Annotated in this window: 23 protein-coding genes, 1 tRNA gene and 1 riboswitch; of the genes, 8 read left to right on the forward strand and 16 right to left on the reverse strand. The window is 70.3% G+C overall.

Features of this window, described 5'->3' with window-relative positions; all coding sequences use genetic code 11:
• Positions 1-73 precede the first annotated feature (73 nt).
• Entirely contained in the window at positions 74-916 is an 843-nt protein-coding gene (locus OHU35_RS17065) for a MurR/RpiR family transcriptional regulator (protein ID WP_405505821.1), read from the reverse strand.
• 154 nt (positions 917-1070) lie between these two features.
• On the opposite strand from OHU35_RS17065, the gene OHU35_RS17070 reads away from it, so the two are divergent.
• Entirely contained in the window at positions 1071-1493 is a 423-nt protein-coding gene (locus tag OHU35_RS17070) for a hypothetical protein (RefSeq protein ID WP_189727056.1), read from the forward strand.
• Positions 1494-1508: 15 nt separating this feature from the next.
• Here the strand turns inward: OHU35_RS17070 and OHU35_RS17075 are convergent, their stop codons facing one another.
• Positions 1509-2270 (reverse strand): SDR family oxidoreductase, encoded by a 762-nt coding sequence (locus OHU35_RS17075; protein ID WP_189726751.1) that lies wholly within the window; start codon positions 2268-2270, stop codon positions 1509-1511.
• Between the two features lie 144 nt (positions 2271-2414).
• On the opposite strand from OHU35_RS17075, the gene OHU35_RS17080 reads away from it, so the two are divergent.
• The gene (locus tag OHU35_RS17080) at positions 2415-3269 is read left to right on the forward strand and encodes a helix-turn-helix transcriptional regulator (protein WP_189726752.1); all 855 of its coding nucleotides are present in this window, start codon (positions 2415-2417) and stop codon (positions 3267-3269) included.
• A 320-nt stretch (positions 3270-3589) separates the two neighbouring features.
• On the opposite strand, the gene OHU35_RS17085 is transcribed toward OHU35_RS17080, so the two are convergent.
• The gene (locus OHU35_RS17085; protein WP_405505823.1) at positions 3590-4996 is read right to left on the reverse strand and encodes a cystathionine beta-synthase; all 1407 of its coding nucleotides are present in this window, start codon (positions 4994-4996) and stop codon (positions 3590-3592) included.
• Between the two features lie 159 nt (positions 4997-5155).
• Between OHU35_RS17085 and OHU35_RS17090 the strand changes: the two genes are divergently transcribed.
• The 3 genes from OHU35_RS17090 to OHU35_RS17100 all read left to right on the forward strand — a co-directional run bounded on the left by OHU35_RS17090 (position 5156) and on the right by OHU35_RS17100 (position 8587).
• On the forward strand, positions 5156-6181 hold the full coding sequence (locus OHU35_RS17090; protein ID WP_189726754.1) for an SGNH/GDSL hydrolase family protein: 1026 nt from the start codon (positions 5156-5158) through the stop codon (positions 6179-6181).
• Positions 6182-6310: 129 nt separating this feature from the next.
• Positions 6311-7531 carry an acetyl-CoA C-acetyltransferase gene (locus OHU35_RS17095; protein WP_189726755.1) on the forward strand — a complete coding sequence of 407 codons (1221 nt, stop codon included), beginning with the start codon at positions 6311-6313 and terminating at the stop codon, positions 7529-7531.
• A gap of 273 nt (positions 7532-7804) precedes the next feature.
• Positions 7805-8587: a hypothetical protein gene (locus OHU35_RS17100; RefSeq protein WP_405505826.1), complete on the forward strand. Its 783-nt coding sequence runs from the start codon at positions 7805-7807 to the stop codon at positions 8585-8587.
• 59 nt (positions 8588-8646) lie between these two features.
• On the opposite strand, the gene OHU35_RS17105 is transcribed toward OHU35_RS17100, so the two are convergent.
• A complete protein-coding gene (locus tag OHU35_RS17105) occupies positions 8647-8958 on the reverse strand; it encodes a hypothetical protein (protein ID WP_189726757.1) in 312 nt (103 codons plus the stop codon).
• 101 nt (positions 8959-9059) lie between these two features.
• Here OHU35_RS17105 and OHU35_RS17110 point away from each other — a divergent pair, with 101 nt between their 5' ends.
• Positions 9060-9290 carry a DUF4287 domain-containing protein gene (locus OHU35_RS17110; protein WP_142163328.1) on the forward strand — a complete coding sequence of 77 codons (231 nt, stop codon included), beginning with the start codon at positions 9060-9062 and terminating at the stop codon, positions 9288-9290.
• A 106-nt stretch (positions 9291-9396) separates the two neighbouring features.
• Here OHU35_RS17110 and OHU35_RS17115 read toward each other — a convergent pair whose 3' ends face one another.
• The 3 genes from OHU35_RS17115 to OHU35_RS17125 form a co-directional block, all read right to left on the reverse strand.
• The gene (locus tag OHU35_RS17115; RefSeq protein WP_189726758.1) at positions 9397-10305 is read right to left on the reverse strand and encodes a Bax inhibitor-1/YccA family protein; all 909 of its coding nucleotides are present in this window, start codon (positions 10303-10305) and stop codon (positions 9397-9399) included.
• Positions 10306-10474: 169 nt separating this feature from the next.
• Positions 10475-11650 (reverse strand): 4-hydroxybenzoate 3-monooxygenase, encoded by a 1176-nt coding sequence (locus OHU35_RS17120; protein WP_405505828.1) that lies wholly within the window; start codon positions 11648-11650, stop codon positions 10475-10477.
• A 147-nt stretch (positions 11651-11797) separates the two neighbouring features.
• Positions 11798-11881 (reverse strand) — tRNA-Leu (locus OHU35_RS17125).
• Between the two features lie 417 nt (positions 11882-12298).
• Between OHU35_RS17125 and OHU35_RS17130 the strand changes: the two genes are divergently transcribed.
• The gene (locus tag OHU35_RS17130; RefSeq protein WP_189726760.1) at positions 12299-13069 is read left to right on the forward strand and encodes an ABC transporter ATP-binding protein; all 771 of its coding nucleotides are present in this window, start codon (positions 12299-12301) and stop codon (positions 13067-13069) included.
• Between the two features lie 38 nt (positions 13070-13107).
• Positions 13108-15639 carry an ABC transporter permease gene (locus OHU35_RS17135; RefSeq protein ID WP_405505830.1) on the forward strand — a complete coding sequence of 844 codons (2532 nt, stop codon included), beginning with the start codon at positions 13108-13110 and terminating at the stop codon, positions 15637-15639.
• Positions 15640-15693: 54 nt separating this feature from the next.
• Here OHU35_RS17135 and OHU35_RS17140 read toward each other — a convergent pair whose 3' ends face one another.
• From OHU35_RS17140 to OHU35_RS17180, 9 genes are all read right to left on the reverse strand, one after another.
• Positions 15694-16986: a class I SAM-dependent methyltransferase gene (locus tag OHU35_RS17140; protein WP_405505832.1), complete on the reverse strand. Its 1293-nt coding sequence runs from the start codon at positions 16984-16986 to the stop codon at positions 15694-15696.
• Between the two features lie 204 nt (positions 16987-17190).
• Positions 17191-18579, reverse strand: a complete 1389-nt coding sequence (locus OHU35_RS17145; protein ID WP_184598197.1) for an NAD(P)/FAD-dependent oxidoreductase — start codon at positions 18577-18579, stop codon at positions 17191-17193.
• A gap of 421 nt (positions 18580-19000) precedes the next feature.
• Entirely contained in the window at positions 19001-19942 is a 942-nt protein-coding gene (locus tag OHU35_RS17150) for an exopolyphosphatase (protein ID WP_405505834.1), read from the reverse strand.
• Positions 19939-20469: a DUF501 domain-containing protein gene (locus OHU35_RS17155; RefSeq protein ID WP_189726764.1), complete on the reverse strand. Its 531-nt coding sequence runs from the start codon at positions 20467-20469 to the stop codon at positions 19939-19941. Before OHU35_RS17155 ends, OHU35_RS17150 begins: the two co-directional genes overlap by 4 nt.
• 80 nt (positions 20470-20549) lie before the next feature.
• The gene (locus tag OHU35_RS17160; RefSeq protein WP_189726765.1) at positions 20550-21026 is read right to left on the reverse strand and encodes a septum formation initiator family protein; all 477 of its coding nucleotides are present in this window, start codon (positions 21024-21026) and stop codon (positions 20550-20552) included.
• A gap of 120 nt (positions 21027-21146) precedes the next feature.
• On the reverse strand, positions 21147-22427 hold the full coding sequence (eno, locus tag OHU35_RS17165) for a phosphopyruvate hydratase (RefSeq protein WP_405505836.1): 1281 nt from the start codon (positions 22425-22427) through the stop codon (positions 21147-21149).
• Between the two features lie 265 nt (positions 22428-22692).
• Positions 22693-23385: a transglycosylase family protein gene (locus tag OHU35_RS17170; protein ID WP_405505838.1), complete on the reverse strand. Its 693-nt coding sequence runs from the start codon at positions 23383-23385 to the stop codon at positions 22693-22695.
• 4 nt (positions 23386-23389) lie between these two features.
• Positions 23390-23556: riboswitch (cyclic di-AMP (ydaO/yuaA leader) on the reverse strand.
• Positions 23557-23784: 228 nt separating this feature from the next.
• Positions 23785-24759 (reverse strand): transglycosylase family protein, encoded by a 975-nt coding sequence (locus tag OHU35_RS17175; RefSeq protein ID WP_405505839.1) that lies wholly within the window; start codon positions 24757-24759, stop codon positions 23785-23787.
• A 149-nt stretch (positions 24760-24908) separates the two neighbouring features.
• Positions 24909-26174 (reverse strand): cytochrome P450, encoded by a 1266-nt coding sequence (locus OHU35_RS17180; protein WP_405505841.1) that lies wholly within the window; start codon positions 26172-26174, stop codon positions 24909-24911.
• Positions 26175-26282 lie beyond the last annotated feature (108 nt).

The raw sequence follows: 26282 nt of genomic DNA on the forward strand, positions 1-26282 counted from the left end.
CTGAAGGGTGGTGCAGGAGACGCACGTTAGCGACGCGACGTGAGACGAGTCTGAGAAGGCGACGCGCGTGCCGTCAGTCCACGAACAGGCCCCGTGCCGCCGCCTTGGCGTCGAACTCCTCCAGGCGGGACTGGGCGTCGGGCAGGTCGTCGCACATCGCCTCGAGCAGCACCCGGCCGAGCAGCATCGGCGCGCAGGCCGTGTCGAAGGCCAGGCCGGTGCCGACCGCGGCGGGGATCAGCAGGTCGGACACCTTGGCGACCGGTGCGAAGGCGGAGTCGGCGACCGTGACGACGGTCAGCCCGGCCTCCTTCGCATGGGCGAGGGTGTCGAGGACCTCGCGGGGATGCCGGGGCAGCGCGAAACAGAGCAGTGCGGTCGCACCGGCCCGGACGGCGGCGTCGATGCGGTCCTGGAGCATCGTGCCGCCCTCGTTGAGCAGCCGTACGTCGGAGTGGACCTTGGCGGCGAAGTAGGCGAAGCCGTGCGCCTGGGCTGCCGCCGCCCGCAGGCCGAGAACGGGGAGCGGACGGGAGGCCGCGAGGAGGCGCCCGGCCCGCTGCACGGGCCCGGTGTCGGCCAGGGCCTCGGCCAGGTGGCGCAGGTTCTCGATCTCGGCCTCGACGGCCTGCTGGTACTCGTTGACGGACCCGGCGTCCGCCACGGGTTCGGCCGGGGCGACCTCGCGCAGATGGCGGCGCAGGGCCGGGTAGCCGTCGAAGCCCAGAGCCACGGCGAAGCGGGTCACGGACGGCTGGCTGACCCCGGCCAGTTCGGCGAGCTCCACACTCGACAGGAACGGCACGTCGGCGGCCCGCCGCACCATGCTGTGCGCGATGCGCCGCTGGGTCGGCGTCAGCCGGTGGCCCTCGAAGAGCGCCTGGAGCCGCGCGGCAGGGCTGTCGGTCACGCTCATGACGTGCTCCCCCTCGCCTATTCAGTAGCTGAGGATTCTGCATGAGCATATGCAGACCGGCAAGCGGGAGTGGAGGGCCGCCCCCGTCCCGACAGGGGGGCTAACCCCAGTGCGGCCGGCGTCGCTTCTTTCTACCGTGGGTCTCATGACCGGAATGGACGCGCGGGACACCGAGCTGAAGAAGGAACTCGACGCCAGCCTGCACGCACGCAGGGAACTGGGCGAGGAGTACGAGTCCGCGCTGGTCGACTCGTTCCTGGAGAAGGTCGACCAGCGGATCGACGGCGCGGTGGACCGCCGGGTGCGCCGGCAGCTCGCCGAGCAGCAGATGCAGACGGCCCGGGACTCCCGGTCGCCGCGGCCCACGGACTCCTGGGGCGAGCGCTTCGGCTTCGGCATCGTCTCCCTGGTCCTCGCGGTGCCGCTGTCCGCGATCGGCGGGGGCGTGGCCCAGCTGCCCGGCATGCTCGTCGCCTGGGCCGGCATCGTGGGCGTCAACCTCGTCCAGGCCGTCCGCACCAACCCGGACCTGTTCGGCCGCCGCAGGTCCTCCCAGAACAGCGGCTGGGAGGACTGAGCGGGCGCACGCCGTTCAGGCCTGCCGGGTGGGCAGCGCGACGATCTGCCGCAGGTTGACCCGGCGCGGCCGGCTGGTCGCGTAGGCCACCAGGTCGGCCAGCTCCTCGGCGGACAGCGCGCCCACCTGCTCCCGCATGTCCTCCACCTGCCGGGCCAGTTCCGCGTCGCCGATGTGGGTGAGCAGCTCGCTCTCGACGAACCCGGGCTCGATGTTGGTGACCCGGACGTCCCGCGGCCCGAACTCGCCGCGCAGGGACTCCGACAGGTAGGTGACGGCCGCCTTGGTCGCGCCGTACACCGCGTAGTTCGGGAAGCTGATGTGCGCGGCGATGGACGAGATGTTCACGATGTCGGCCGTACGGCCGTCCGCCGCCGCGTCCACCAGGTCGCCGGTGAAGGCGCCGATGATCCGCAGCACGCCGGCGACGTTGGTGTCGAGCATCCGCTGCCACTCGTCGGCGCGCCGGGCCTCGACGGGGTGCGGCAGCATGACGCCGGCGGCGTTGACGACCAGGTCGACGGGCCCGTACTCCGTGTGGATCCGGTCGGCGGCGGCCGCCACGGACGCCTCGTCGGTGACGTCCGCGACGACGGCCAGGGCCTGACCGCCGCCGGCCCGGATCTTCCCGGCGAGCGCCGTCAGCCGTTCCTCACGCCGGGCCAGCAGGGCCACCCGTGCGCCCCGGTCGGCCAGCAGGACGGCGATGGCCTCGCCGATCCCGCTCGCGGCTCCGGTGACGACGGCGGTACGGCCTGCCAGGTTCTCGTACGACATGGGGCTTCCCCTCGATGGCTGCCGGGGCGTCTCCCCGGCCTCGTCACCACCCTCGGGGCCGTCGGCCGCCGTACCCAGGGGGGCGCTTTTCCTGGGTCTGCCAGTACCAGGTTCGCCGTGCGCGGGGCGCCTAGGCTCGAAGGCATGGACGGAGAACTGGGAGACTTCCTGCGCTCGCGCCGCGCCCGTATCCAGCCGGAGGAGGTGGGGCTGCCCTCCTACGGCCGCCGCCGTGTCCCGGGTCTGCGCCGCGAGGAGGTGGCGCAGCTGGCCGGGGTGAGCGTCGACTACTACGTACGCCTGGAGCAGGGCAGGGGCCCCGGGGACCCCTCCCGGACCAAGTCCGGGGGAGTGTCGGACGCCGTGCTGGACGCGGTCGCGCGGGTGCTGCGGCTGGACGAGGCGGAACACGCGTATCTGCGCGCGGTCGCCCGGCCCCGCCGGGCCGGGAGCGCTCCGGCCGCGTCCCGGGTGCGCCCGGGTGTCCAGCTGCTCCTGGACGGCATGGACCGCAATCCGGCGTACGTCCTGGACCACCGCATGGACGTGCTCGGCTGGAACGCGCTCGCCGACGCCCTGCTCGACTTCAGCGGCCCCGGTTCCGACGAGCGCAACATCCCGCGCCGCGTCTTCCTCGACCCCACCGCCCGCGACCTCTATCCGAACTGGGCCGCGATCGCGGGCCAGACGGTCGCCCACCTGCGCCTGCAGGCGGGCCACCACCCCGGGGACGCGGCCACCGGGGAACTCGTCGCCGAACTCTCCCGCGCCAGTGAGGACTTCCGCCGCCTGTGGGCCGACCACCTGGTCAAGCCCTGCGACCACGGTGTGAAACACCTCCGGCACCCGGTCACCGGCCTGCTGACGCTCCCGTACGAGACCCTCGCGATCCCCGGGGCCCCGGACCAGACGATCGTCGCCTACACACCGGACCCGGGCTCGGAGACGGCGGAGCGACTGGCGCTGCTGGGGAGTTGGGCGACGAGCCGGGCCGGCTGAGGCCGGGAAGAAAAATGCGCGGGGACCGCCGCACCCCCTGTTCGGGGGGGCGGGACGACGGCGGTCCCCGCGAGGGACGCGGGCCTGGTCAGGGCCGGGCTGGCGCGTCAGTAGGGTCCATGGAGGTCCGGGAGCCGCTCCGGAGGTCCTTGACGCCTACGGCGTCGGCCGGGGCGGGGAGCCGCTCCCGCCCTGCCGACACCCACCAATGTGCAGGACTCGTGTTAAGCGGGTGCTGCGCGAACGTGACGCGCTCGTACCACTTCCGCGAAGTCCACGAAGATCACGGACGCCGCAAGTTCACCCGGTTCACGGGTGGTTCACCGGGCGTTCGCCGCCACTTTCCCGGTCCTGGCGAGGAAGGAGAGCAGGTCCTGCCTGCTGACCACACCGGTCGGCTTGCCCTCGACCAGGACGATCGCGGCGTCCGCCTTGCCCAGTACGGCCATCAGGTCCTCGACCGGTTCGCCGGAGCCGACCTGGGGCAGCGGGCCGGACAGGTGCTTCTCCAGCGGGTCGTCGAGCGAGGCGCTCTTACTGAACAGCGCGTCCAGCAGCTCGCGTTCCACGACCGAGCCGACGACCTCGGCGGCCATCACGTCGGGGTGGCCCGCGCCCGGCTTGACGACCGGCATCTGCGAGACGCCGTACTCGCGCAGCACGTCGATGGCCTGGCCGACCGTCTCGTCCGGGTGCATGTGGACAAGGGAGGGCATGCGGTCGCCCTCCTTGTCGGCGAGGACGTCGGCGACGCGGGCGCTCGGGCCCGAGTCCTCGAGGAAGCCGTAGTCGGCCATCCACTCGTCGTTGAAGATCTTGCTGAGGTAGCCGCGCCCGCTGTCCGGCAGCAGCACCACCACGACGTCGTCCGGGCCGAGCCGCCCGGCGACCTCCAGCGCGGCGACGACCGCCATGCCGCAGGAGCCGCCGACCAGGAGGCCCTCCTCCTTGGCCAGGCGGCGGGTCATCTGGAAGGAGTCCTTGTCGGACACGGCGACGATCTCGTCCGCGACGGTCCGGTCGTAGGCGGTCGGCCAGAAGTCCTCACCGACGCCCTCGACGAGGTACGGCCGCCCGGACCCGCCGGAGTAGACGGAGCCCTCGGGGTCGGCGCCGACGACCTGCACCGCGCCGTCGCTGATCTCCTTCAGGTAGCGACCGGTCCCGGAGATGGTGCCGCCGGTGCCCACGCCCGCCACGAAGTGGGTGATCCTCCCCTCCGTCTGCTTCCACAGCTCGGGGCCGGTGGAGTGGTAGTGGGAGAGCGGGTTGTGGGGGTTGGAGTACTGGTCGGGCTTCCAGGCACCCGGCGTCTCACGGACCAGCCGGTCGGAGACGTTGTAGTAGGAGTCCGGGTGCTCGGGGTCCACCGCGGTCGGGCACACGACGACCTCGGCGCCGTACGCGCGCAGCACGTTGATCTTGTCGGTGCTCACCTTGTCGGGGCACACGAAGATGCACTTGTACCCCTTCTGCTGGGCGACGATGGCGAGTCCGACCCCGGTGTTGCCGCTGGTCGGCTCGACGATCGTGCCGCCGGGCTCGAGCGCGCCGCTCTCCTCGGCGGCCTCGATCATGCGCAGGGCGATGCGGTCCTTCACGGAGCCGCCGGGGTTGAAGTACTCCACCTTGGCCAGGACGGTCGCCCTGATGCCCTTGGTCACGCTGTTGAGCCTCACCAGCGGGGTGTTGCCGACGAGGCTGATCATCGAGTCGTGGAACTGCACCGTTGTCTCCGGATGCCGCAGAAGAAGTGGTCTGAGTGGTGCCGCCAGCCTATGTGCTGCCCGTGGTCCGTGAAGGTCGTTCACTCCGCGTTGAGATTGGGCGACGGCCTGTACGGGGCAAGCACTGGGTGTACGGGTTCGAGGAGGTGGCGGCGACGCATGACGAGCATGTCGAGGGCGAGGGTGGCCCGGCGGATCGCGGCCGGCGCGGCGTACGGCGGCGGCGGGATCGGTCTGGCGGGAGCGGCCGCCGTGGGTCTTGTGCTGGCGGAGGTGCAGCTGGCGCGGCGCCGGGTGGGCAACGGCACGTCCGGTCACGTGCCGAACGCGGACGGGCTGTACGGCCGTGCGTACGCCGACCCGGGTGAGGCGCCGCTGCGGCTGACGATGCTGGGCGACTCCACGGCGGCGGGCCAGGGCGTGCACCGGTCAGGGCAGACGCCGGGCGCGCTGCTGGCGTCGGGGCTCGCGGCGCTGGCGGAATGCCCGGTGGAGTTGCGCACGGTGGCGACGCCCGGGGCCCGTTCGGACGACCTGGACCGCCAGGTGGCCCTGGTGCTTGCCGACCCCGATCCGGTGCCCGACATCTGCGTGATCATGGTCGGCGCGAACGACGTCACCCACCGCATGCCCCCGACCCGCTCGGTGCGCTGCCTGGCGTCGGCGGTACGGCGGCTGCGCACGGCCGGTGCGGAGGTCGTGGTGGGCACCTGTCCCGACCTGGGCACGATCGAGCCGGTCCGGCAGCCGTTGCGCTGGCTGGCGCGACGGGCCTCCCGCCAGCTGGCGGCCGCCCAGACGATCGGAGTCGTCGAGCAGGGCGGCCGCACCGTGTCCCTGGGCGACCTCCTGGGCCCCGAGTTCGCCGAGAACCCGCGCGAGCTGTTCGGCCCCGACAGCTACCACCCGTCCGCCGAGGGCTATGCGACGGCGGCGATGGCGGTCCTGCCGAGTGTCTGCGCCTCGCTCGGCCTGTGGCCGGCCGAGGAGGAGCGCCCGGACGCCTCCCGTCGCGAGGGCTTCCTGCCGGTGGCCCGGGCGGCGGCGGAGGCCGCCTCGGAGGCGGGCACGGAGGTCGCGGCGGCGATGCCGACCGGGTCGCGGGGGCCCTGGGCCCTGCTGAAGCGCCGGCGGCGCCGGCGGGTACCCGAGCAGGAGCCGGCGCCTGCCACGCCCTCGAACTGAGGCCAGGGAAAGCAAGCGCTTAGTAAACTGCGGCCAGGGTCACACCGCGAGACCCGTGACCCAGCCCATACGTACGGGTAACTTCCCAGACAGCCCAGCCAGACCACCCGGTACGTCAATGGAGCCGTGATGCCCGAAGCCGTGATCGTCTCAGCCGCCCGCTCCCCCATCGGCCGCGCCGTCAAGGGCTCTCTCAAGGACCTCCGCCCGGACGACCTGACCGCCACGATCGTCCAGGCCGCCCTGGCCAAGGTCCCCGAGCTGGACCCGAAGGACATCGACGACCTGATGCTCGGCTGCGGCCTGCCCGGCGGCGAGCAGGGCCACAACCTCGGCCGCATCGTGGCCGTGCAGATGGGGATGGACCACCTGCCGGGCTGTACCGTCACCCGGTACTGCTCCTCTTCCCTGCAGACCTCCCGCATGGCCCTGCACGCCATCAAGGCGGGCGAGGGCGACGTCTTCATCTCGGCCGGTGTGGAGACCGTCTCCCGGTACGCGAAGGGCAGCTCCGACGGCCTGCCCGACACGCACAACCCCCTCTTCGCCGACGCCGAGGCCCGCACCGTCGAGACCGCCCAGTCCGAGGGCTCGACCTGGCACGACCCGCGCGAGGACGGCCTGCTGCCCGACCCGTACATCGCGATGGGCCAGACCGCCGAGAACCTGGCCCGCTCCAAGGGCGTCACCCGCCAGGACATGGACGAGTTCGGCGTCCGCTCGCAGAACCTCGCCGAGGAAGCCATCAAGAACGGCTTCTGGGAGCGTGAGATCACCCCGGTGACGCTCCCCGACGGCACGGTCGTCGCCAAGGACGACGGCCCCCGCGCCGGCGTCACCCTGGAAGGCGTCCAGGGCCTCAAGCCGGTCTTCCGCCCGGACGGCCTGGTCACCGCCGCCAACTGCTGCCCGCTGAACGACGGCGCCGCCGCGCTCGTGATCATGTCCGACACCAAGGCCCGCGAGCTCGGCCTCACCCCGCTCGCCCGCATCGTGTCCACCGGCGTCTCCGGCCTCTCCCCCGAGATCATGGGCCTCGGCCCGGTCGAGGCGAGCAAGCAGGCGCTGCGCCGCGCGAACCTGTCGATCGACGACATCGACCTGGTCGAGATCAACGAGGCGTTCGCCGCCCAGGTGATCCCCTCCTACCGCGACCTGGGCATCCCGCTGGAGAAGCTGAACGTCAACGGCGGTGCCATCGCCGTCGGCCACCCCTTCGGCATGACCGGCGCCCGCATCACCACCACGCTCATCAACTCCCTCCAGTTCCACGACAAGCAGTTCGGTCTGGAGACGATGTGCGTCGGCGGCGGCCAGGGCATGGCCATGGTCATCGAGCGCCTCAGCTGAGCACCGCACCGTAGCCGCCATGGCACCGGCTGTGAGGCATTGGCCCGGAACCCCGGAAGCTCCAGGGTTCCGGGCCGTTTTGTGATCCAATCTCCCCCAGGATGTGACCTATCTCCCTCCGCCCGGGGAGAAGCGCAGGTCACAGCAGCCACACCCCCTCCCCCGAGGCCGATACCCTGTCCGTTTGGTGACGTTACGCACTGACAGCTGGTTAGTCCGCCCTTCAAGCTGATGTAGGAAGTCGGGGGTCGACTTTGAACCGGGAGTACGTCAGTGAGCGCCATGCCGATCGCGTTGCTGGTCACCACGGCCGCCACGGGCGCCGTGGGTGTTGCCGTCCTGCGCACCGTCCTGCAGCTGCGGCGACAGGTCGCGGCCCTGCACACCGCGCTGGCCGAGAACCGTGCCGCCACCACCCGTGCGCTGCTGCCGGCCGCCCGCACCCAGGCCGACGCCGAGGAGATACGCGCCGCCGTGGCCGCGGCGCTCGCCGAGGAACGGGAGCGGGAGCTCGCCGAGGCGCGGGCGTTCTGGGCCGCCCAGGAGACCCGTGACGCCTCCGACGCACCGTCCCTGCTGGGTCTGCCCGACCACGATCTGTTCCTGCCCCGGCAGGCCGATTTCGCGGGTCTGGAGCCGGTGTCCGAGCCCGGCGCCGACAGCGAGGAGCCGGCCGGCGAGTCCCCGGAGCTGGCCGCGGCCCGCCGCCGTCACCCCTCCCACCCGGACTTCGTGCCGGCGCAGTCGCCCGTGGTGAACGACCACGAGCGCACGGTCGCCACCCTGGAGGAGCTGGCCTCCTCCCGCGTGGAGCTGACGGACGTCCGCCCGGGCCCGCTGGGCACCCTCGACGTCTACGTCTTCGCCGACGGCACGACCCTGTGCATGACCCCGGGCCACCGCGAAACCGCGGAGCACCTCGCCACGGCCCTGCGCGCGGGCGAGACCCCCGTCCTCCTCGGCGGCTCCGGCATCGCGGGCGCCTACACCCTGACGTTCGAGTGCGGCGAGGAGAACGTCTACATCCTGGCGGACCGGGTCATCTCGTCCCTGTAGTTCAGGGGCCGCGGGGAACTGCGCGAGCAAGCACACCGCACCCGCACCCGCGAACGGCGCTAGACCCCCGCCCGCTTCTGCGCCTCCTCCACCACCCGCACCGCGTCATCGACATCGGCATCACCGGGAATCACCACGGCCAGATCATGCCCGGCAACGGTGATCTGATCTGCGGCAGCAAACATCCCCGCATCCGGCATCTCCCGAGGCTCCACACCCGGCTCCTCGAGAGCCTGCGCCCTCCGGGCCAACTCCCGGGCCAGCCCGAGAGCCTCGGCGGCAGCGCCCCGCTGCAGCCGGCTCTGGGGCGCGGCCCTCAAACGATCGGCGAAGTGATCCACCGCACGGGTCAGAGGCGTCGTATCAACCACGCCGCGAGCGTACGCGTCGCACCGGGACTGTTGCCAACGGGCGAACACTCAGGCACGGTGACCTGAAGGACCGGCTTACATCCCAGCGTCCGGAGGCGCCGATGTCCCAAGTCTTCTCCGAAGAGACCCATCGCAACATGCTCGCCCGCATCCCGCACTGCACCGGTCGTGAGATCACCGACTGGCTTCGCACCGTCGAAGATGGCCCGGCACTCTTCCGCTTCGAGGAAAAGGTCAGCTGGCTCCGGCACGAACACAACCTGGCCTACGGCCACGCCAAGGCGATCATCCATGAGTACGACCTGAGGAGGGCCGCGCGCAAACTGCTCTAGGCGCGCACCGTCTCGACGACGACACCGTCCGGACCACGTGAGACAACGACAAGGGCCCCGGCCGAAGCCGGGGCCCTATCGCGTACGACGGTCAGGACTTGCCGTACTAGTCGCTGCTGTTGAGGATCGAGATGAGCCTCAGGAACTCCAGGTAGATCCAGACCAGCGTCAGCGTGAGGCCGAAGGCCGCGAACCACGCCTCCTCGCGCGGAGCACCGTAGGCGATGCCGTCCTCGACCTGCTTGAAGTCCAGGGCGAGGAAGCAGGCGCCGAGGATGATGCCGATGACGCCGAAGACGACGCCGAGGGCACCACTGCGGAAGCCGAGGCCGTCACCGCCGCCGAACACCGCGAACAGCAGGTTCACGGTCATCAGCAGGATGAAGCCGAGCGCGGCCGCCATCACGAAGCCGTAGAAACGGCGGTTGACGCGGATCCAGCCGGCCTTGTACGCGATCAGCACACCGGCGAAGACCGCCATGGTGCCGATCACGGCCTGCATGGCCGCGCCGTCGGCGATGCGGTTGTCGACGATGTTGGAGACGACGCCGAGGAAGACACCCTCGAACGCGGCGTACGTCAGGATCAGCGCGGGCGAGGCCTTGCGCTTGAAGGACTGCACGAACGCCAGGACCATGCCGATCAGCGCGGCGCCGATACCGATGCCGTAGCTACGGCTGATGTTGGCGTCGTCGATGGGCAGCAGGGCCCAGGAGAGCGCGGCGGTGAGGATGAGCACACCGAGCGTGCTCGCCGTGCGCAGGACGACGTCGTCGATGGTCATCCGGCCGGTGGTGGCCGGCGCCTGCGGCGGCGCGCCGTGCTGCAGGTCCTGCTGGGCGTAAGGGTTCTGCGCGTACGGGTTCTGCGCGTACTGGTCGCCCGTCGGCTGCGCGTACGGGTTGCCCTGCGTGGCGACAGCGGGACCCCCGGCCTGCGGCGCGGTGTTGAAGCCCGCGTAGCCGTTGTCGCGGCTGAACCCCCGTCGCGAGAAGACCGGGTTTCTGCTCCTCATTTCACTCCTCCATGGCCACACGTCATGGCCTTGGCTCAAGAGTAATAGGTAGGCAAAGGAATGACCCTAGTGCTTGGGGAGGATCTTTCCCTCATCGTGCTGCCCAACACGCTACGCGGCTTCGTGATTCCCCTCACCGGAGGGGGTCACTCATCACCTCGCCCGAACCTCATCCGAAGGGGAAGCCCGTGTACCCCTCCGCCAGGTCGGTCTCGGCGGCGCGGCTGGAGGCGATCCGCTCCAGCCGGGCGAGCTGGAGCCGGTCCTCGAAGCCGGTCGCGCCGGGGGCGCGGTGCAGCAGGGTCGTCATGTCGTAGGAGAACCGCTCGGCCTGCCAGATCCGGCGCAGACAGGTCCGCGAATAGGCGTCCAGCAGTTCCGCCGAACCGGTCTCCTTCCGGTGCGTCAGGGCCCGAGCGAACGTCACGACATCGCCTACGGCGAGATTCAGCCCCTTGGCGCCGGTCGGCGGCACGATGTGCGCCGCGTCACCGGCGAGGAAGAGGCGGCCGTGACGCATGGGCTCGTGGACGTAGGAGCGCATCGGGGTGACGGACTTCTGGGTGATCGGGCCGCGCTCGAGGCGCCAGTCGTCGGCGGTCTCGAAGCGGCGCTCCAGCTCGTCCCAGATCTCCTCGTCGCTCCACGCCTCGGCGTCGGTGCCGTCGGGCACCTGGAGGTAGAGGCGGGAGACGGACGGCGAGCGCAGGGAGAGGAGGGCGAAGCCGCGGTCGTGGCGGGCGTAGACGAGCTCGTCGTGCGAGGGCGGTACGTCGGCGAGGATGCCGAGCCAGCCGAAGGGGTACGTCCGTTCGAAGACCTGGGTCAGTTCGGCCGGGATCGCCTTGCGGGCCACGCCCCAGAAGCCGTCGCAGCCGACGACGTACTCGCACTCCAGGGCGTCCTCGCGGCCCTCGTGCCGGAAGCGGACGCGCGGGGCGTCGGTGCCGGCGTCCTCCACGGCCAGCGCCTCCGCCTCGAACAGCAGCGGGCCGCCCTCCTGGAGCTGGAGGGCGATGAGGTCCTTGCAGACCTCGGTCTGGGCGTAGACCATCACGGACCGGCCACCGGTGAGGGCGGGGAAGTCGACGCGGTGGCGTCGGCGGTCGAAGCGCAGTTCGATGCCGTCGTGGCGCAGGCCCTCGCGGTCCATGCGCTCCCCGGCGCCGGCCGCGCGCAGCACGTCGGCCGTGCCCTGCTCCAGGATCCCGGCCCGCTGCCGCCGTTCGACGTAGGCACGGTCGCGGCTCTCCAGGACGACGGAGTCGATGCCCGCGTTGTGGAGCAGCCGGGCGAGGAGGAGGCCGGCGGGGCCGGCTCCGATGATGCCGACGGTGGTGCGCATCGGGCACCTTCTCTCTCAGGTTCGTGAAGGCATGTTCGCGTGGTGAAAATTCTTTCACCACTGCCGGATGTGAGTTTCCGACGGCATGCGCCCGCTGTCAACGGGCGTGCCGTGAAGTCTTCAATGAACCATGCAGGAGTCGGAAGGTGCCCGGAGCCGGACTCGAACCGGCACGCCCGCGAAGGGGCAGCGAGGTTTAAGCTCGCCGTGTCTGCATTCCACCATCCGGGCAGGCCATGGGCTCCGCGTCGAGGTTCCGAGACTATCGGGACGGATCCCCCGAACAGCGGAAGCACGGACCGATGTTGTCTTATTTTATTGACGTCTGAGGGTGCATCAGCACACGGAACGCGCCATCCGCACTTGCCAATAGCCTTGCGTGCGGCGGTGGGCGCCGCATACGGAATGACGGAATTTCACCGCCCGAACGAGGGCACTCCACCTGTTCTCGACATCCGGACCTCTCAGGTTCCCGAGACCGGGGCCACTCAGGGGCGTTCGTCATCCCCAGGTATGACACTCCCCCTCGCGGTCAGACCGAAGTCGGCCCCCGGAACGGGAACTACGGGTGACTACACGGCGGCCGGGGACCCGGACGATGGATCACATCCCCCTGACCGCACCACCGTCCGACAGGAGTGCCATCCCGTGACCACCGCTTCCCTCGCCGACCGGGCCACCACCGTGGCCGCGCGCGCCACGGATCTCTCGAAGATCTATGGGCAGGGTGAGACCCAGGTGGTCGCCCTGGACCGGGTCTCCGCCGACTTCCGGCAGGCCGAGTTCACCGCGATCATGGGCCCCTCCGGCTCCGGCAAGTCGACCCTGATGCACTGCGTGGCCGGTCTCGACTCCTTCTCCTCCGGGTCGGTGCGCATCGGCGACACCGAGCTCGGCTCCCTGAAGGACAAGCAGCTGACCAAGCTGCGCCGGGACAAGATCGGCTTCATCTTCCAGGCGTTCAATCTGCTGCCGACCCTGACGGCCCTGGAGAACATCACCCTCCCGATGGACATCGCGGGCCGCAAGCCGGACAAGCAGTGGCTGGACTCCGTCATCCGGATGGTCGGCCTGGCGGACCGGCTGGGCCACCGGCCCTCGCAGTTGTCGGGCGGTCAGCAGCAACGCGTCGCCGTGGCACGGGCGCTGGCCTCCAAGCCCGAGATCATCTTCGGTGACGAGCCCACCGGAAACCTCGACTCGCGCTCCGGCGCCGAGGTGCTGGGCTTCCTGCGCAACTCCGTGCGGGAGCTGGGCCAGACGGTGGTGATGGTGACTCACGACCCAGTGGCCGCGGCCTACGCGGACCGGGTCGTCTTCCTCGCGGACGGCCGGATCGTCGACGAGATGCACGGGCCGACGGCCGACTCGGTGCTCGACCGCATGAAGGCGTTCGACGCCAAGGGCCGCACCAGCTGATCCCCCGTCAGGACCGACAGGACTGAGAAGAAGAACCCATGTTCCGTACCGCCTTGCGCAACGTGCTCGCGCACAAGGCCCGGCTCCTGATGACCGTCCTCGCCGTGATGCTCGGCGTGGCCTTCGTGTCGGGGACCCTGGTCTTCACCAACACCATCTCCGACGCCTTCCAGAAGAGCTCCGCCAAGGGCTTCGACCGGGTCGACGTCGCCGTGACATCGGACTACCAGGACTCCGAGGGCGACCGGGTCGGCAAGGTCCACGACCTGAACCGGGCCGTGCTCGACAAGAGTGAGCGGGTTCCCGGTGCCGCGTCCGCCATCGGGGTCGTGCAGGGCTTCACCGCCATCGCCGACAAGGACGGCAAGCTGATCGGCCAGGGCTTCCAGTCGCAGGGCGGCAACTACTGGGGCGACAAGGACCCCCGTTACCCGCTGGCGAGCGGGCACGCGCCCAAGGGCGCGGGTGAGATCCTCATCGACTCCGAGACGGCGAAGCGCGCCGGGTACGAGGTCGGCGACACCGTACGCATGTCGGTCGACGGGCCGGTCCTGACCCCGAAGATCGCCGGCATCTTCACCACCGACGACGGCAACGTCGCGGCCGGCGGCAGCCTGACCCTGTTCGACACGGCGACCGCGCAGCAGCAGTTCGGCAAGGCGGGCGTCTACGACCAGATCAACGTCACGGCGAAGCCGGGCGTCTCGCAGGCCGCACTCAAGGCGGAGCTGGACAAGGCGCTGCCCGAGGGAACTGTCCAGACCACCACCGGCAAGCAGCTCGCCGACGACCAGGCGGAGACCATCTCCCGGTCGATGAGCGGCATGCAGACGGCTCTGCTGGTCTTCGCCGGCATCGCCCTGTTCGTCGGCACGTTCATCATCGCCAACACCTTCACCATGCTGGTCGCCCAGCGCACCAAGGAGCTGGCGCTGATGCGGGCGGTCGGTGCCTCGCGCCGGCAGGTGACGCGCTCGGTGCTGATCGAGGCGTTCGTGGTCGGGGCGGTCGCCGCCGTCACCGGTCTGGTCGCGGGCATCGGCATCGGGGCCGGACTGCGCTCCCTGATGGGTTCGTTCGGCGCGACCGTGCCCGACGGCCCGCTGGTCATCAAGCCGGCCACGATCGCCGCCGCGTTCGCCGTCGGCATCCTGGTGACCATGCTGGCGGCGTGGCTGCCGGGCCGCCGGGCCGCGAAGATCCCGCCGGTCGCGGCCATGAGCAGCGTGCACGCCAAGGCCACGACCAAGTCGCTGGTGCTGCGCAACACGCTGGGCACCCTGTTCTCGGCCGCCGGCATCGCGGTGGTCCTGGTGGCCACGACCATGGACGGCTCGGACGGCCAGATGCCCATGGGCCTCGGCGCGGTACTGCTGATCATCGGCGTGTTCATCCTGACCCCGCTGCTGTCCCGGCCGCTGATCGCCGCCGCGGCGCCGTTGCTGCGCGCCTTCGGCGTCGCCGGCAAGCTGGCCCGGCAGAACTCGGTGCGCAACCCGCGCCGTACGGCCGCCACCGCCTCCGCGCTGATGATCGGCCTGACCCTGATCACCGGTATGACGGTGACGGCGGGCAGCCTCCAGCAGGCCATCGACAAGATGGCGGCGTCCGCGATCAAGGCGGACTACGTGGTGTCCATGGCGAACGGCAACCCGCTGTCCCCGGACGTCGAGAAGAAGCTGAAGCAGACCGACGGCGTCACCGCCACCAGCTCGATGACCAACGCCGTCGCCCGGGTCGACGGCAAGACCGACGAGTACCTGACCGGCGTCAACGGCGCCGCGATCGGCGAGCTGACCGGCCCGAAGGTCGACGACGGCTCGTTCAAGGTCGGCGGCTCCCAGGTCGTCGTGGACAGCACGACCGCCGAGTCCAACCACTGGAAGGCCGGTTCGAGCTTCAGCGTCTCCTTCGAGGACGGCAAGAAGGAGCGGCTCACCGTCGCCGGTACCTACGAGAGCAACGAATACCTCAGCGGCATCCTGCTCGACCAGTCGACGCTCGCGCCGCACACGTCCGACCCGTACGTCATGAAGGTCATGGCGAAGACCTCCGGCGGCGCGTCCGCCGCGGCGCAGGACAAGCTGGAGAAGGCCCTCGACAACAACCCGGCGATCAAGGTCCAGGACAAGAAGGACATCTCCAACGAGATCGCGCAGATGTTCACGCTGATGCTGAACATGCTCTACGGACTGCTCGCCATGGCCGTGATCGTGGCGGTCCTCGGGGTCATCAACACCCTGGCCATGTCGGTCTTCGAACGCTCCCAGGAGATCGGCATGCTCCGGGCGATCGGCCTGGACCGCAAGGGCATCAAGCGGATGGTCCGTATGGAGTCCCTGGTGATCTCGCTGTTCGGCGGGGTGCTGGGCATCGGCCTCGGCGTGTTCTTCGGCTGGGCGGCCGGTGAGCTGCTGGCCTCGAAGATGCCGACCTACGCGCTGGTCCTGCCCTGGGCGCGGATGGGTGTCTTCCTGCTGCTGGCCGCGACGGTGGGTGTCCTCGCGGCGCTGTGGCCGGCGCGGCGTGCGGCCCGGCTGAACATGCTGGAAGCGATCAAGGCGGAGTAGCGAGAACGGCGAAGGCCCCCTTTCCCGACGGCGGGAGAGGGGGCCTTCGCCGTGTCAGTTCCAGGTACGGGCGCGCAGGGGCATGCCCGACTCCCCGGATTCGGGGGCCCGCACGGCCAGGACCTGGTTGACGCCGATGCGGTTGCGCTCGAAGGCGACCGCGCAGGCGGCCATGTACAGGCGCCAGACGCGGGCGCGGCCGGGGCCGGTGAGCTGGACGGCACGCTTCCAGTCGGCCTCCAGGCGGGTGACCCACTGCCGCAGCGTGAGGGCGTAGTGCTCGCGGATCGACTCGACGTCGCGCACCTCGAACCCGGCGCGCTCCAGCAGGGAGACGGTGACGCCGACGGGCTGGAGTTCGCCGCCGGGGAAGACGTAGGAGTCGATGAACGCGTCGACCTCGTACGTCGTCTCGTCCCGCTGCGGGCGGCGGGCGATCTGGTGGTTCAGGAGCCGTCCGCCGGGCTTGAGCAGGTCGTACAGGCCGTCGGCGTACTCCAGGTACCGGTCTGCTCCGACGTGTTCGGCCATGCCGATGGAGGAGATCGCGTCGTACGGGCCGTCGCGGACGTCGCGGTAGTCCTGTACGCGGATCTCGATCCTGTCGGTGAGGCCCTCCTCGGCGACGCGCTTGCGGGCGTAGGCGGCCTGCTCCTGCGAGAGCGTGACGCCGACGACGCTCACGCCGTGCTCGCGGGCGGCGTGGATGGCCATGGAACCCCAGCCGCAGCCGACGTCGAGCAGCCGCTGACCGGGGCTCAGGCCGAGCTTGCGGCAGACGAGTTCGAGCTTGTCGTGCTGGGCCTGTTCGAGGGTGCTGTCCGGGCTGTCCCAGTAGGCGCAGGAGTACACCATGGACGGGCCGAGGACGATCTCGTAGAAGTCGTTGCCGACGTCGTAGTGGTGGCTGATGGCGCGTCTGTCGCTGCGCTTGGTGTGCAGGTGACGGCGAGGGCTGCGGGCCTCCTCGGGAGGCGGGGCGGGCGGCAGCGGGCTCCCGGCGAGCCTGACGAGTCCGCGGATCGCGGAGCGGACCTCGGGGTCGCGCAGGGCCTGGGCGAGGGTGCGGGCGTCCTCGCCGCGCTCCCAGATGTCTCCGGCGAGCAGGTCGAGGGTGGTGTAGAGGTCGCCCTCGATGTCCAGGTCGCCCGCCACCCAGGCGCGGGCCAGACCCAGTTCGCCCGGCTTCCACAGCAGGCGGCGCAGGGCGCGGCGGTTGCGTACGACCAGGGTCGGCGCGCCCGGCGGGCCCGCCTGCGAACCGTCCCAGGCGCGGACGCGCACCGGGGGCGGTGCTCCCAGCAACTGTGTGAAGAGGCCCTGCAGCCGCTGCGCGGCGTCTGCCATGGTGTACACCTCCGTGACGGGGAATCCCGGAATGTCCGACACCACGTAAACACCTGCGCGGCCTCACCGCAGTCCCCGGCACGCGTCATGTCTGAGCAAAACCGCCACTTCGCCCACCCGGCCGTGAGGGCGGTTCAACGCCGAAGGACCTCCCGCACCACGGATGGCGGGAGGTCCTTCGTCAGGCGGGTGACCGGGGGAGGGTCAGGAGGCCTTGGCCTTCTCCTCGGTCTTCTCCTTCGGCGCGGCGGCGACCGGGGCCGGCTTGGCGGCCTCGTAGAACTCCTCGCGCGGCGTCTCCATCGCGCCGAGGGAGACGACCTCGCGCTTGAGGAACATCGCCAGGGTCCAGTCGGCGAAGACGCGGATCTTGCGGTTCCAGGTCGGCATCGCCAGACCGTGGTAGCCACGGTGCATGTACCAGGCGAGACGGCCCTTGAGCTTGATCTTCATCTTGCCCATGACGATCATCGCGACGCCCTTGTGGAGGCCGAGACCGGCCACCGCGCCCTTGTTGGCGTGGGCGTAGTCCTTCTGCGGGAAGCCCCGCATGCCGGAGACCACGTTGTCGCCGAGGACCCGGGCCTGGCGCAGCGCGTGCTGGGCGTTCGGCGGGCACCAGGCGTTCTCGTTGCCGGCCTTGCGGCCGACGAGGTCCGGGACCTGCGCGTTGTCGCCGGCGGCCCAGATGTAGTCGGTGCCCTTGACCTGGAGCGTCGGCTCGCAGTCGACGTGACCGCGGGGGCCGAGGGGCAGGCCGTAGCGGGACAGGGCCGGGTTGGGCTTGACGCCGGCGGTCCAGACGATGGTGCTGGAGTCGACCTCGAGGCCGTTCTTCAGCACCACGTGGCCGTCGACGCAGGAGTCCATGGAGGTGGACAGGTAGACCTCGACGCCGCGGCCCTCGAGGTGCTCCTTGCCGTACTTGCCGAGCTTGGGACCGACCTCGGGGAGGATCTTGTCGGCGGCGTCGACCAGGATGAAGCGCATGTCCTCACGGGACACGTTCTTGTAGTACTTCGCGGCGTCGCGGGCCATGTCCTCGACCTCGCCGATGGTCTCCGCGCCGGCGAACCCGCCGCCCACGAAGACGAAGGTGAGCGCCTTGCGGCGGATCTCCTCGTCGGTGGTGGAGTCGGCCTTGTCCAGCTGCTCGAGGACGTGGTTGCGCAGGCCGATGGCCTCCTCGACGCCCTTCATGCCGATGCCCTGCTCGGCGAGGCCGGGGATCGGGAAGGTGCGGGAGACCGCGCCGAGCGCGATCACCAGGTAGTCGAAGGGCAGCTCGTAGGCCTCGCCGACCAGCGGGGAGACCGTGGCGACCTTGCGGTCCTGGTCGATGGTGGTGACCCGGCCGGTGAGAACCTCCGCCTTGGGCAGCACGCGTCGCAGCGGGACGACGACGTGGCGCGGGGAGATGTTGCCGGCGGCGGCTTCGGGGAGGAAGGGCTGGTAGGTCATGTACGACCGGGGGTCGACGACCGTGACGGTCGCCTCGCCGTAGCGCATCTTCTTCTGGATACGCCGAGCTGCGTACAGGCCTACGTACCCACCGCCTACTACGAGGATCCTGGGACGCTCCGTGGTGCTCATGCCATCGAGTATCCACCCGCCTCAGGGGGGTGGCTCGTGCGCCCCTTCACAAGCTCGGGCAGGGTGTGTGTTATCCTCCGCGGCTCGCGTGATCCATGTCATGGTGACAACCGGGCTCCTTTGTGCACCCCGGACCGTTGTCAATGCCGCGTGAGCTGCCTCTCTGGGCGGAAAGGGCCTCCGTGAGGCCACCCCGGAGTCCCGCTCCGGGCTCCTTCCCCGGCACCTCCATACCATGCTTCTGAACATGTTCAAAGGCACCTTGGGGCCCCGGATGGGTCAACCGGACCCCTCTTGTCGCTCTCGAGGGCCGAATTCCTTGTGAAGAACTTCACGAACTTTTCCGATGAGCTGCCGCCGGGGGGTTCACCGGAGCCCCCCGGACGCGCTCAAACGTGATCCATGCCTGCTCAGAAGCGGCCTACGCGACGGACCACGCGATGCCGTCGAGGATGTCGTGTTCGCTCACGACGACCTCCTCGGCGCCGATCCGCTCCATGATCGACAGCAGCACGAGGGCCCCCGCCGCGATCACGTCGACCCGGCCCGGGTGCATGGAGGGCACGGCCGCGCGCTCGGCGTGGGTGGAGCGCAGCAGCCACTCGGTGATCTCGCGGACCCGGTCGTGGGAGACGCGGGAGTGGTGGATGGCGGCCGAGTCGTACTCGGGCAGCTCCTGGGCGATCGCCGACACGGTCGTCACGGACCCGGCCAGGCCCACCAGCGTGCGGGCCTCGCGCAGCGGGACCGTCTCCTCGGCGAGGTCGAGGGCGGCCTCGATGTCCGCCCGCATCGCCGCGATCTGCTCCTCGGACGGCGGGTCGCTCACCACGCCGTCCCGGACCAGGTGACGCTCGGTCATCCGGACGCAGCCGATGTCCACCGAGCGCGCCGCGCGCACCTGGTCGTCGCCGACGACGAACTCGGTCGAGCCGCCGCCGATGTCCACGACGAGGTAGGGCTTCGGGAGGTGGTCTCCCCCGGCGAGCTCCTTGGTGGCGCCGGTGAAGGAGAACTCGGCCTCCTGGTCCCCGGAGATCACCTCGGGCTCGACGCCCAGGATGTCCAGCACGCCGCGCACGAACTCGTCGCGGTTCTCGGCGTCCCGGGACGCGGAGGTCGCCACGAACCGCAGCCGCTCCGCCCCGTGCTCCTTGATGATCCCGGCGTACTCGCGGCACGCCGCGAAGGTCCGCTGCAGTGCCTCGGGGGCGAGCCGGCCGGTGCGGTCGACGCCCTGCCCGAGCCGCACGATCGTCATCCGGCGGTCCAGGTCGACCAGCTCACCGGTGGCCGGGTCGGCATCGGCGACCAGGAGGCGGATGGAGTTCGTACCGCAGTCCACGGCGGCGACACGGGTCACTGGGCGGCCTCCTCGGCGTTCGTCACACACGGGCCCTTGCGCCACCACTCCGGCAGCATCTCGATCGCCTCGTCGCCGAGCGGGTTCACGCCGGGCCCCGCGGCCAGCGAGTGCGCCACCAGCACGTGCAGGCACTTCACCCGGTCCGGCATGCCGCCCGCGCTGGGGAAGTTCCGCAGTTCCTCGATCTCGTCCCGACGCCTGACGTAGTCCTCGTGCGCCGCCCGGTAGGCCGCAGCCAGCTCGGGGTCCGAGGCCAGCCGCTCGGTCATCTCCTTCATCACGCCGTTCGCCTCCAGCGTGCCGATCGCCGAGGCGGCGCGCGGGCACGTCAGGTAGTACAGCGTGGGGAACGGCGTGCCGTCCGGCAGCCGCGGTGCCGTCTCGACGACGTCCGGGTGCCCGCACGGGCACCGGTGCGCGATCGCGCGCAGACCGCGCGGGGGCCGACCGAGCTGCTGCTTGAAGGCCTCGACGTCCGCGTCGGTGGGCTCGGTGCGCGGGGTGGTCGGCGGGGGCGTTTCCATGACTGTCTTCAGGCTGTCTTTCTCTGAGTCAGGTATTCGAGTGTCAGATCTTCGAGTCGGTGGCCGGCTGGTCCTCGGGTTCACCGGGCGGAGGCGTCGGACTTGTCGACGCCGTCCCACACGTTCGCGTACCAGGGGCGGTCGGCCGTCCCGAGCACGGCGTGCGACTGCCGCGCCGCGTGCGGGTCGACGACGATGAATCCCGTCTCCCCCGGCATGACGTAGTGCAACCGCTGCCGGATCTGCTGTTCCGCGTACGCGTCGTCCTGCCAGCGCGCCTTCTGGTCGCGCAGCCGTTCGACACGCTGTCGGGCCTGCTGCTGTTCGCGCTGGAGATCGTCGATCTCGGCTTGCTGGGAGACGTACTCCCGCATCGGGTAGGCGAGGGCCACGATCAGCGTGCACATCACCAGGGCGAGCAGCGCGGCCCGGCCGGTGAGCCGGGAGCGGCGGGCCTGGCGCCGGGTCTGGGAGCGGTAGACCCGGGCCGCGGTCTGCTCGCCGAGCAACCGGATCCTGGTCGCGGTGGAGAAACGGTCCCGGTCCTTCACGGCCATGTCTCCCCGCTCTCCCGCTCCACCGTCCAACGCGCGTACGTCCCCGGACACGGTACGGGACCGAGTACGGGGACGTACGTACGACTGGCTCAGGGTTGACCCTTAACGGGTCAGCCCGGGTCAGCCCTTGAAGCGCGGGAAGGCGCTGCGGCCAGTGTAGACCGCCGCGTCGTCGAGGATCTCCTCGATGCGCAGCAGCTGGTTGTACTTGGCGACGCGCTCGGAGCGGGCCGGGGCACCGGTCTTGATCTGGCCGCAGTTGGTGGCGACGGCCAGGTCGGCGATGGTGACGTCCTCGGTCTCGCCGGAGCGGTGGGACATCATGCACTTGAAGCCGTTGCGCTGGGCCAGCTCGACGGCGTCCAGGGTCTCGGTCAGCGAGCCGATCTGGTTGACCTTGACCAGCAGGGCGTTGGCGGCGTTCTCGTCGATGCCGCGGGCGAGGCGCTCGGGGTTGGTGACGAACAGGTCGTCGCCGACGAGCTGGACCTTCTCGCCGAGCTTCTCGGTGATGGTCTTCCAGCCGTCCCAGTCGTCCTCGAACAGCGGGTCCTCGATGGAGACCAGCGGGTACGCGTCGACGAGCTCGGCGTAGTACTCGGTCATCTCGGCGGCGGAGCGCGTCTTGCCCTCGAAGGTGTAGGCGCCGTCCTTGTAGAACTCGGACGCGGCCACGTCGAGGGCGAGGGCGATCTGCTCGCCGGGGGTGTAGCCGGCCTCCTTGATCGCCTCGAGGATGAGGTCGAGGGCCTCGCGGTTGGAGCCGAGGTTCGGGGCGAAGCCGCCCTCGTCGCCGAGGCCGGTGGCCAGGCCCTTGCTCTTCAGGACCTTCTTCAGCGTGTGGTAGACCTCGGCGCCCCAGCGCAGCGCCTCGGAGAAGGACTCCGCGCCGATCGGCGCGATCATGAACTCCTGGATGTCCACGTTGGAGTCGGCGTGCGAGCCGCCGTTCAGGATGTTCATCATCGGCACCGGCAGCAGGTGCGCGTTCGGGCCGCCCAGGTAGCGGAACAGCGGCAGGTCGCTGGCCTCGGAGGCGGCGTGGGCGACGGCGAGGGAGACGCCGAGGATGGCGTTGGCGCCGAGGGAGCCCTTGTTGTCGGTGGCGTCCAGGTCGAACATCGCCTGGTCGATCAGGCGCTGCTCGGTGGCGTCGTAGCCGACGAGCTCCGGGCCGATCTGCTCGATGACCGCGAGGACGGCCTTCTCCACACCCTTGCCGAGGTAGCGGTTCGAGTCGCCGTCACGCAGCTCGATGGCCTCGAAGGCGCCCGTGGAGGCGCCGGACGGAACGGCGGCACGACCGGTGCTGCCGTCGTCGAGGCCGACCTCGACCTCGACCGTGGGGTTGCCTCGGGAGTCCAGGATTTCCCGGGCTACGACGACGTCGATGGACGGCACGAGCATCTCCTTCTTGATGTGACGCGGGTTCGCGGGTCGCGTGGACCCGGCGAGGTGCGGGCCGTGGTGGCTCGCGACATGAGCCTAACCGGCTCCGGCCGATCGGCCACCGGGTCGCCCACCCCATGGACAGAACCGAGAGTAAATTGTTTCCGAACGGAACAAAGCCGGAACGCAAAGACCGGCAGAAAAAACCCCGCCCCGGCGCGTACGGGGGAACACGCGCCGGGGCGGGGAGCCCGTGGGGACGGGGGTGGGCCGCTGCTTACTTCAGGTGCAGCTGCTGGCCCGGGTAGATGAGGTTGGCGTCCTCGACGATGTCCTTGTTCAGCTGGAACAGCTTCTCCCAGCCGCCCTCGACCTTCTCGTCCGCCGCGATCGAGCTCAGGGTGTCGCCCTTGGCCACCTTGTACTCGCCGTCGCCCTTCTTGACCTTCTTGCCGGTCGGGGTGGTGACGGTCTTCTTCGCGGCCGGGCGCTCGTCGGAGCGGGAGGCCGGCTGCTGCTGGGTCTCGCGGGACTCGGTGCTCTGCTGGCTCTGCTGCGAGGAGCTGCCGGAGTCGTCCGAGGAGGAGCCGCCGCCGCTGGCGTTCGACAGGCCCTTGCCGCAGACCGGCCAGGCACCCTTGCCCTGGCCCGCGAGGACCTTCTCGCCGATCTCGATCTGCTGCTCCTTGGTGGCCTGGTCGGCGGTGGCGGCGTACTTGGTGCCGCCGTAGCCGGACCAGGTGGAGGCGGAGAACTGCAGACCGCCGTAGTAGCCGTTGCCGGTGTTGATGGACCAGTTGCCGCCGGCCTCACACTGGGCGACGGCGTCCCACTCGGAGGCGGTGGCGGCGGAAGCGCCGCCGGCCGCCATCAGCGGGGCGGCGACAGCGGCGCCGGTGACACCGGCGACGGCGATGGCACGGCTGGCCTTGGACGGACGGCGGTGCTTGCCCTTGCTGGAAAACAGCATGGAAGGATCCCCTCACCGACGCCTGCGAGGTGAGCTGTCGGGTTCGGGCCGGTTGAGTTGCCCGGCCGCGTCCCTCCCGGGACACGGCTTCACCCCAAGCCCTTCCGGCGCAACTGGCCGGTCGGGCACTTACCTTGGGTCCCCCGCTCCTGCCTACGGCGCTTGACGCGACGACTGTTCCCGTACGGCCGCTGGCAGGATTCGGCGTTGCGGCAGCCGGGGCTCGTGGTGACGAGCGGTCCCGACCGTAGCCACGCGATCCGCCGAATTTCAAAGACGATCAGGGCTTCTGAGATCTATCTCTCACGTGCCCTAAACGGGACATTCGCCGCGAAACATGACGCGAACTCGCGCGGGTTCGGGGCGACTTCCGCCCCCGTTTCCGCACTGCCCGAACAGCTACTTCTCGTCCGCTTCGCCCTCTACCGTGAGCGTCTGACCGGGGCGGATGAGGTTCGGGTCGGTACCGACGGCCTTCTTGTTGCCGTCGTAGAGCTCGTGCCATCCGCCGCTGATGTCAAGGGAGTCGGCGATGGACCAGAGGCTGTCGCCGATACCCACGATGTAGGCGCCTTCCGACGAGTCGCCGGAGGCCTCGTCGCCGCGGTCGTCGCGCGAGGCGTGACGACCCGTGGACTCGTCCGTACGGCCGCTCTCGGGCGCGCGGGTCTCGTCGGCACTGGGGCCGCGGTGACGGCCGGAGCCGGAGTCGGTGCCGGTCTCGGTGAGCGCCGAAGAGTCGTCGTTCTGCTGCGAGTTGCCGGACTTGTCACGGTCGGGCGTCGCCGAGGGGGAGCTGTCGGGCTCCTGATCCTGCGAGGCGGAGTCCTCGGAGTCGGACGACCTGTCGGGCTTGGCGGAATCGTCCTTCGAGGTCGACGACTCGTCAGGGGACGGCGAGTCGGACGACGAAGGAGATGAACCGAGAGAGTCGAGCAATCCGGATGAATCCGACGAACCAGACGAGTCGGATGAGTCATCCGACTCGGACGCCTTCTTGTCCTGCTCGAGGCCGGAGAGCAGTCCGCAGGTACGCCAGGCGCCGACTCCCTGGTCGGCGAGGATTCTCTCGGCCACGGCTATCTGCTGGGAACGGCTGGCCAGGTCGGCGCTCGGGGCGTAGTCGAGGCCGCCGTGGTTCTCCCAGTCCTCCTGGGACAGCTGCAGGCCGCCGAAGTATCCGTTGCCGCTGTTCTGACTCCAGGCGCCGCCGGTCTCGCAGTCCGCGACCCGGTCCCAGGTCGTGGCGTCGGCAGCGCTGGCGCCGGAGGCCCCGAGGAGCGGGATCGCGATGGCGGAGCCGGTCACTCCGGCCGCGACGAGGAGAGCCGGAGCCTGGCGGGGGCGACGGTGCCGACCGTTCCCGGAGAGCATACGGAGACCTTTCGCGAGACAGCAGTGACCGGCGCGGCGGAGTGGATTTCCCAGGCCGCGCCGATGATGGGTGAACGTATAGGCAGACGATCACTTGTCACAAGTTAATGCCGCGTAGATCACGTGAAGATCACAAGCCTGACGGTGTGTCACCTTGAGGCGGGCGTGAACTCCACCGGCAGCGTGCGCAGCCCGCGCATGATCAGGCCGCCGCGCCACCTCAGCTCGGCCGGGTCGGCGGCGAGCCGGAGGTCCGGGAGGCGGGTGAGGAGCGTGGCGAGGGCGGTCTGGCCCTCCAGGCGGGCGAGGGGGGCGCCGAGGCAGTAGTGGATGCCGTGGCCGTATCCGAGGTGCTGGTTGTCGCGGCGGGCGAGGTCGAGCACGTCCGGATCGGCGAACCGCTCCGGGTCCCGGTCCGCGGCGGCCAGGACGACGAGCACCGGGTCGCCGGCCTCGATGTGCTGCCCGCCGATGGTGAGCGGCTGCGTCGCGAAGCGCCAGGTGGCGAGCTCGACGGGGCCGTCGAAGCGCAGGAGTTCCTCGACGCCGGTCTCCAGGAGGCCTCTCTCCCCGGCGGCGAGGGACGCCTGGAGCCGGGTGCGCTGCTCGGGGTGGGTGAGCAAGGCGTAGGTGCCGTTGCCGATCAGGTTCACGGTCGTCTCGAAACCGGCGAACAGCAGGATGAAGGCCATGGCAGCGGCCTCGTTCTCGGTGAGGTGCTCGCCGTGGTCGGAGGCGCGGATGAGACCGGAGATGAGGTCCTCGCCGGGGGTGGGTTCGGCGGGGAGCACCTCCCGCTTGCGGTGGATGAGGTCGGCGAGGTAGCCGCGCATCCTCTTCACGGACCGCGCCACGCCGCCCCGGGGGCCGCCCTGGTGACGGATCATCATGCCCGCCCAGTCCCGGAAGTCGTCCTGGTCCTCGCGGGGGACGCCGAGCAGGTCGCAGATGGCGTAGATGGGGAGCGGGAAGGCGAACTCGTGGATCAGGTCGGCGGACCCCTGCTCCGCGAACCCGTCGATGAGACCGTCGGTGAGCTCCTGCACCCGCTGCTCGAACTCGGCGACCCGGCGGGGCGTGAACGCCTTGGACACGAGCCGCCGCAGCCGGGTGTGGTCCGGCGGATCGATGTTGAGCAGATGCGTCATCAACTCGGCCTTGCGCTCACCGGGGATCCCCGTCTTGCCCTTGGCGTGCGCGGGTTCGTGATGATGCGCCGGGTTCTTGGAGAGCCGGTTGTCGGCGAGGGTCTGCTTGGCGTCGGCGTACCGCGTGACCAGCCAGGCCTCCACACCGCTGGGGAGCTTGGTCCGGTGCACGGGGGCGTGCTCGCGGAGCCAGGCGTAGGCGGGGTAGGGGTCAGTGGCGAACTCCCACGAAAACAGTTCGGGCACCCCGGGCACTTCACGTTGCATGCCCTGACCCTACGCAGCAGGCGAGGTCGCGCCGGCCACCGCTGTCAGTGGCCCCCGCTACTCTCACGGCATCCAGAATCAAGGAGGCCTCGTGCTGGAGGGCGTACT

The organism is Streptomyces purpurascens (genome assembly GCF_045040895.1).
Classification (GTDB): domain Bacteria; phylum Actinomycetota; class Actinomycetes; order Streptomycetales; family Streptomycetaceae; genus Streptomyces; species Streptomyces purpurascens.

Coding starts and splice junctions, on each gene's coding strand:
- OHU35_RS17170 (WP_405505838.1), bottom strand. CDS start 23,385: ATGCTGTTTTCCAGCAAGGGCAAGCACCGCCGTCCGTCCAAGGCCAGC.
- OHU35_RS17135 (WP_405505830.1), top strand. CDS start 13,108: ATGTTCCGTACCGCCTTGCGCAACGTGCTCGCGCACAAGGCCCGGCTC.
- OHU35_RS17090 (WP_189726754.1), top strand. CDS start 5,156: ATGACGAGCATGTCGAGGGCGAGGGTGGCCCGGCGGATCGCGGCCGGC.
- OHU35_RS17070 (WP_189727056.1), top strand. CDS start 1,071: ATGGACGCGCGGGACACCGAGCTGAAGAAGGAACTCGACGCCAGCCTG.
- OHU35_RS17115 (WP_189726758.1), bottom strand. CDS start 10,305: ATGAGGAGCAGAAACCCGGTCTTCTCGCGACGGGGGTTCAGCCGCGAC.
- OHU35_RS17120 (WP_405505828.1), bottom strand. CDS start 11,650: ATGCGCACCACCGTCGGCATCATCGGAGCCGGCCCCGCCGGCCTCCTC.
- OHU35_RS17075 (WP_189726751.1), bottom strand. CDS start 2,270: ATGTCGTACGAGAACCTGGCAGGCCGTACCGCCGTCGTCACCGGAGCC.
- OHU35_RS17065 (WP_405505821.1), bottom strand. CDS start 916: ATGAGCGTGACCGACAGCCCTGCCGCGCGGCTCCAGGCGCTCTTCGAG.
- OHU35_RS17110 (WP_142163328.1), top strand. CDS start 9,060: ATGTCCCAAGTCTTCTCCGAAGAGACCCATCGCAACATGCTCGCCCGC.
- OHU35_RS17140 (WP_405505832.1), bottom strand. CDS start 16,986: ATGGCAGACGCCGCGCAGCGGCTGCAGGGCCTCTTCACACAGTTGCTG.
- OHU35_RS17180 (WP_405505841.1), bottom strand. CDS start 26,174: ATGCAACGTGAAGTGCCCGGGGTGCCCGAACTGTTTTCGTGGGAGTTC.
- OHU35_RS17155 (WP_189726764.1), bottom strand. CDS start 20,469: ATGGAAACGCCCCCGCCGACCACCCCGCGCACCGAGCCCACCGACGCG.
- OHU35_RS17175 (WP_405505839.1), bottom strand. CDS start 24,759: ATGCTCTCCGGGAACGGTCGGCACCGTCGCCCCCGCCAGGCTCCGGCT.
- OHU35_RS17145 (WP_184598197.1), bottom strand. CDS start 18,579: ATGAGCACCACGGAGCGTCCCAGGATCCTCGTAGTAGGCGGTGGGTAC.
- OHU35_RS17160 (WP_189726765.1), bottom strand. CDS start 21,026: ATGGCCGTGAAGGACCGGGACCGTTTCTCCACCGCGACCAGGATCCGG.
- OHU35_RS17095 (WP_189726755.1), top strand. CDS start 6,311: ATGCCCGAAGCCGTGATCGTCTCAGCCGCCCGCTCCCCCATCGGCCGC.
- OHU35_RS17080 (WP_189726752.1), top strand. CDS start 2,415: ATGGACGGAGAACTGGGAGACTTCCTGCGCTCGCGCCGCGCCCGTATC.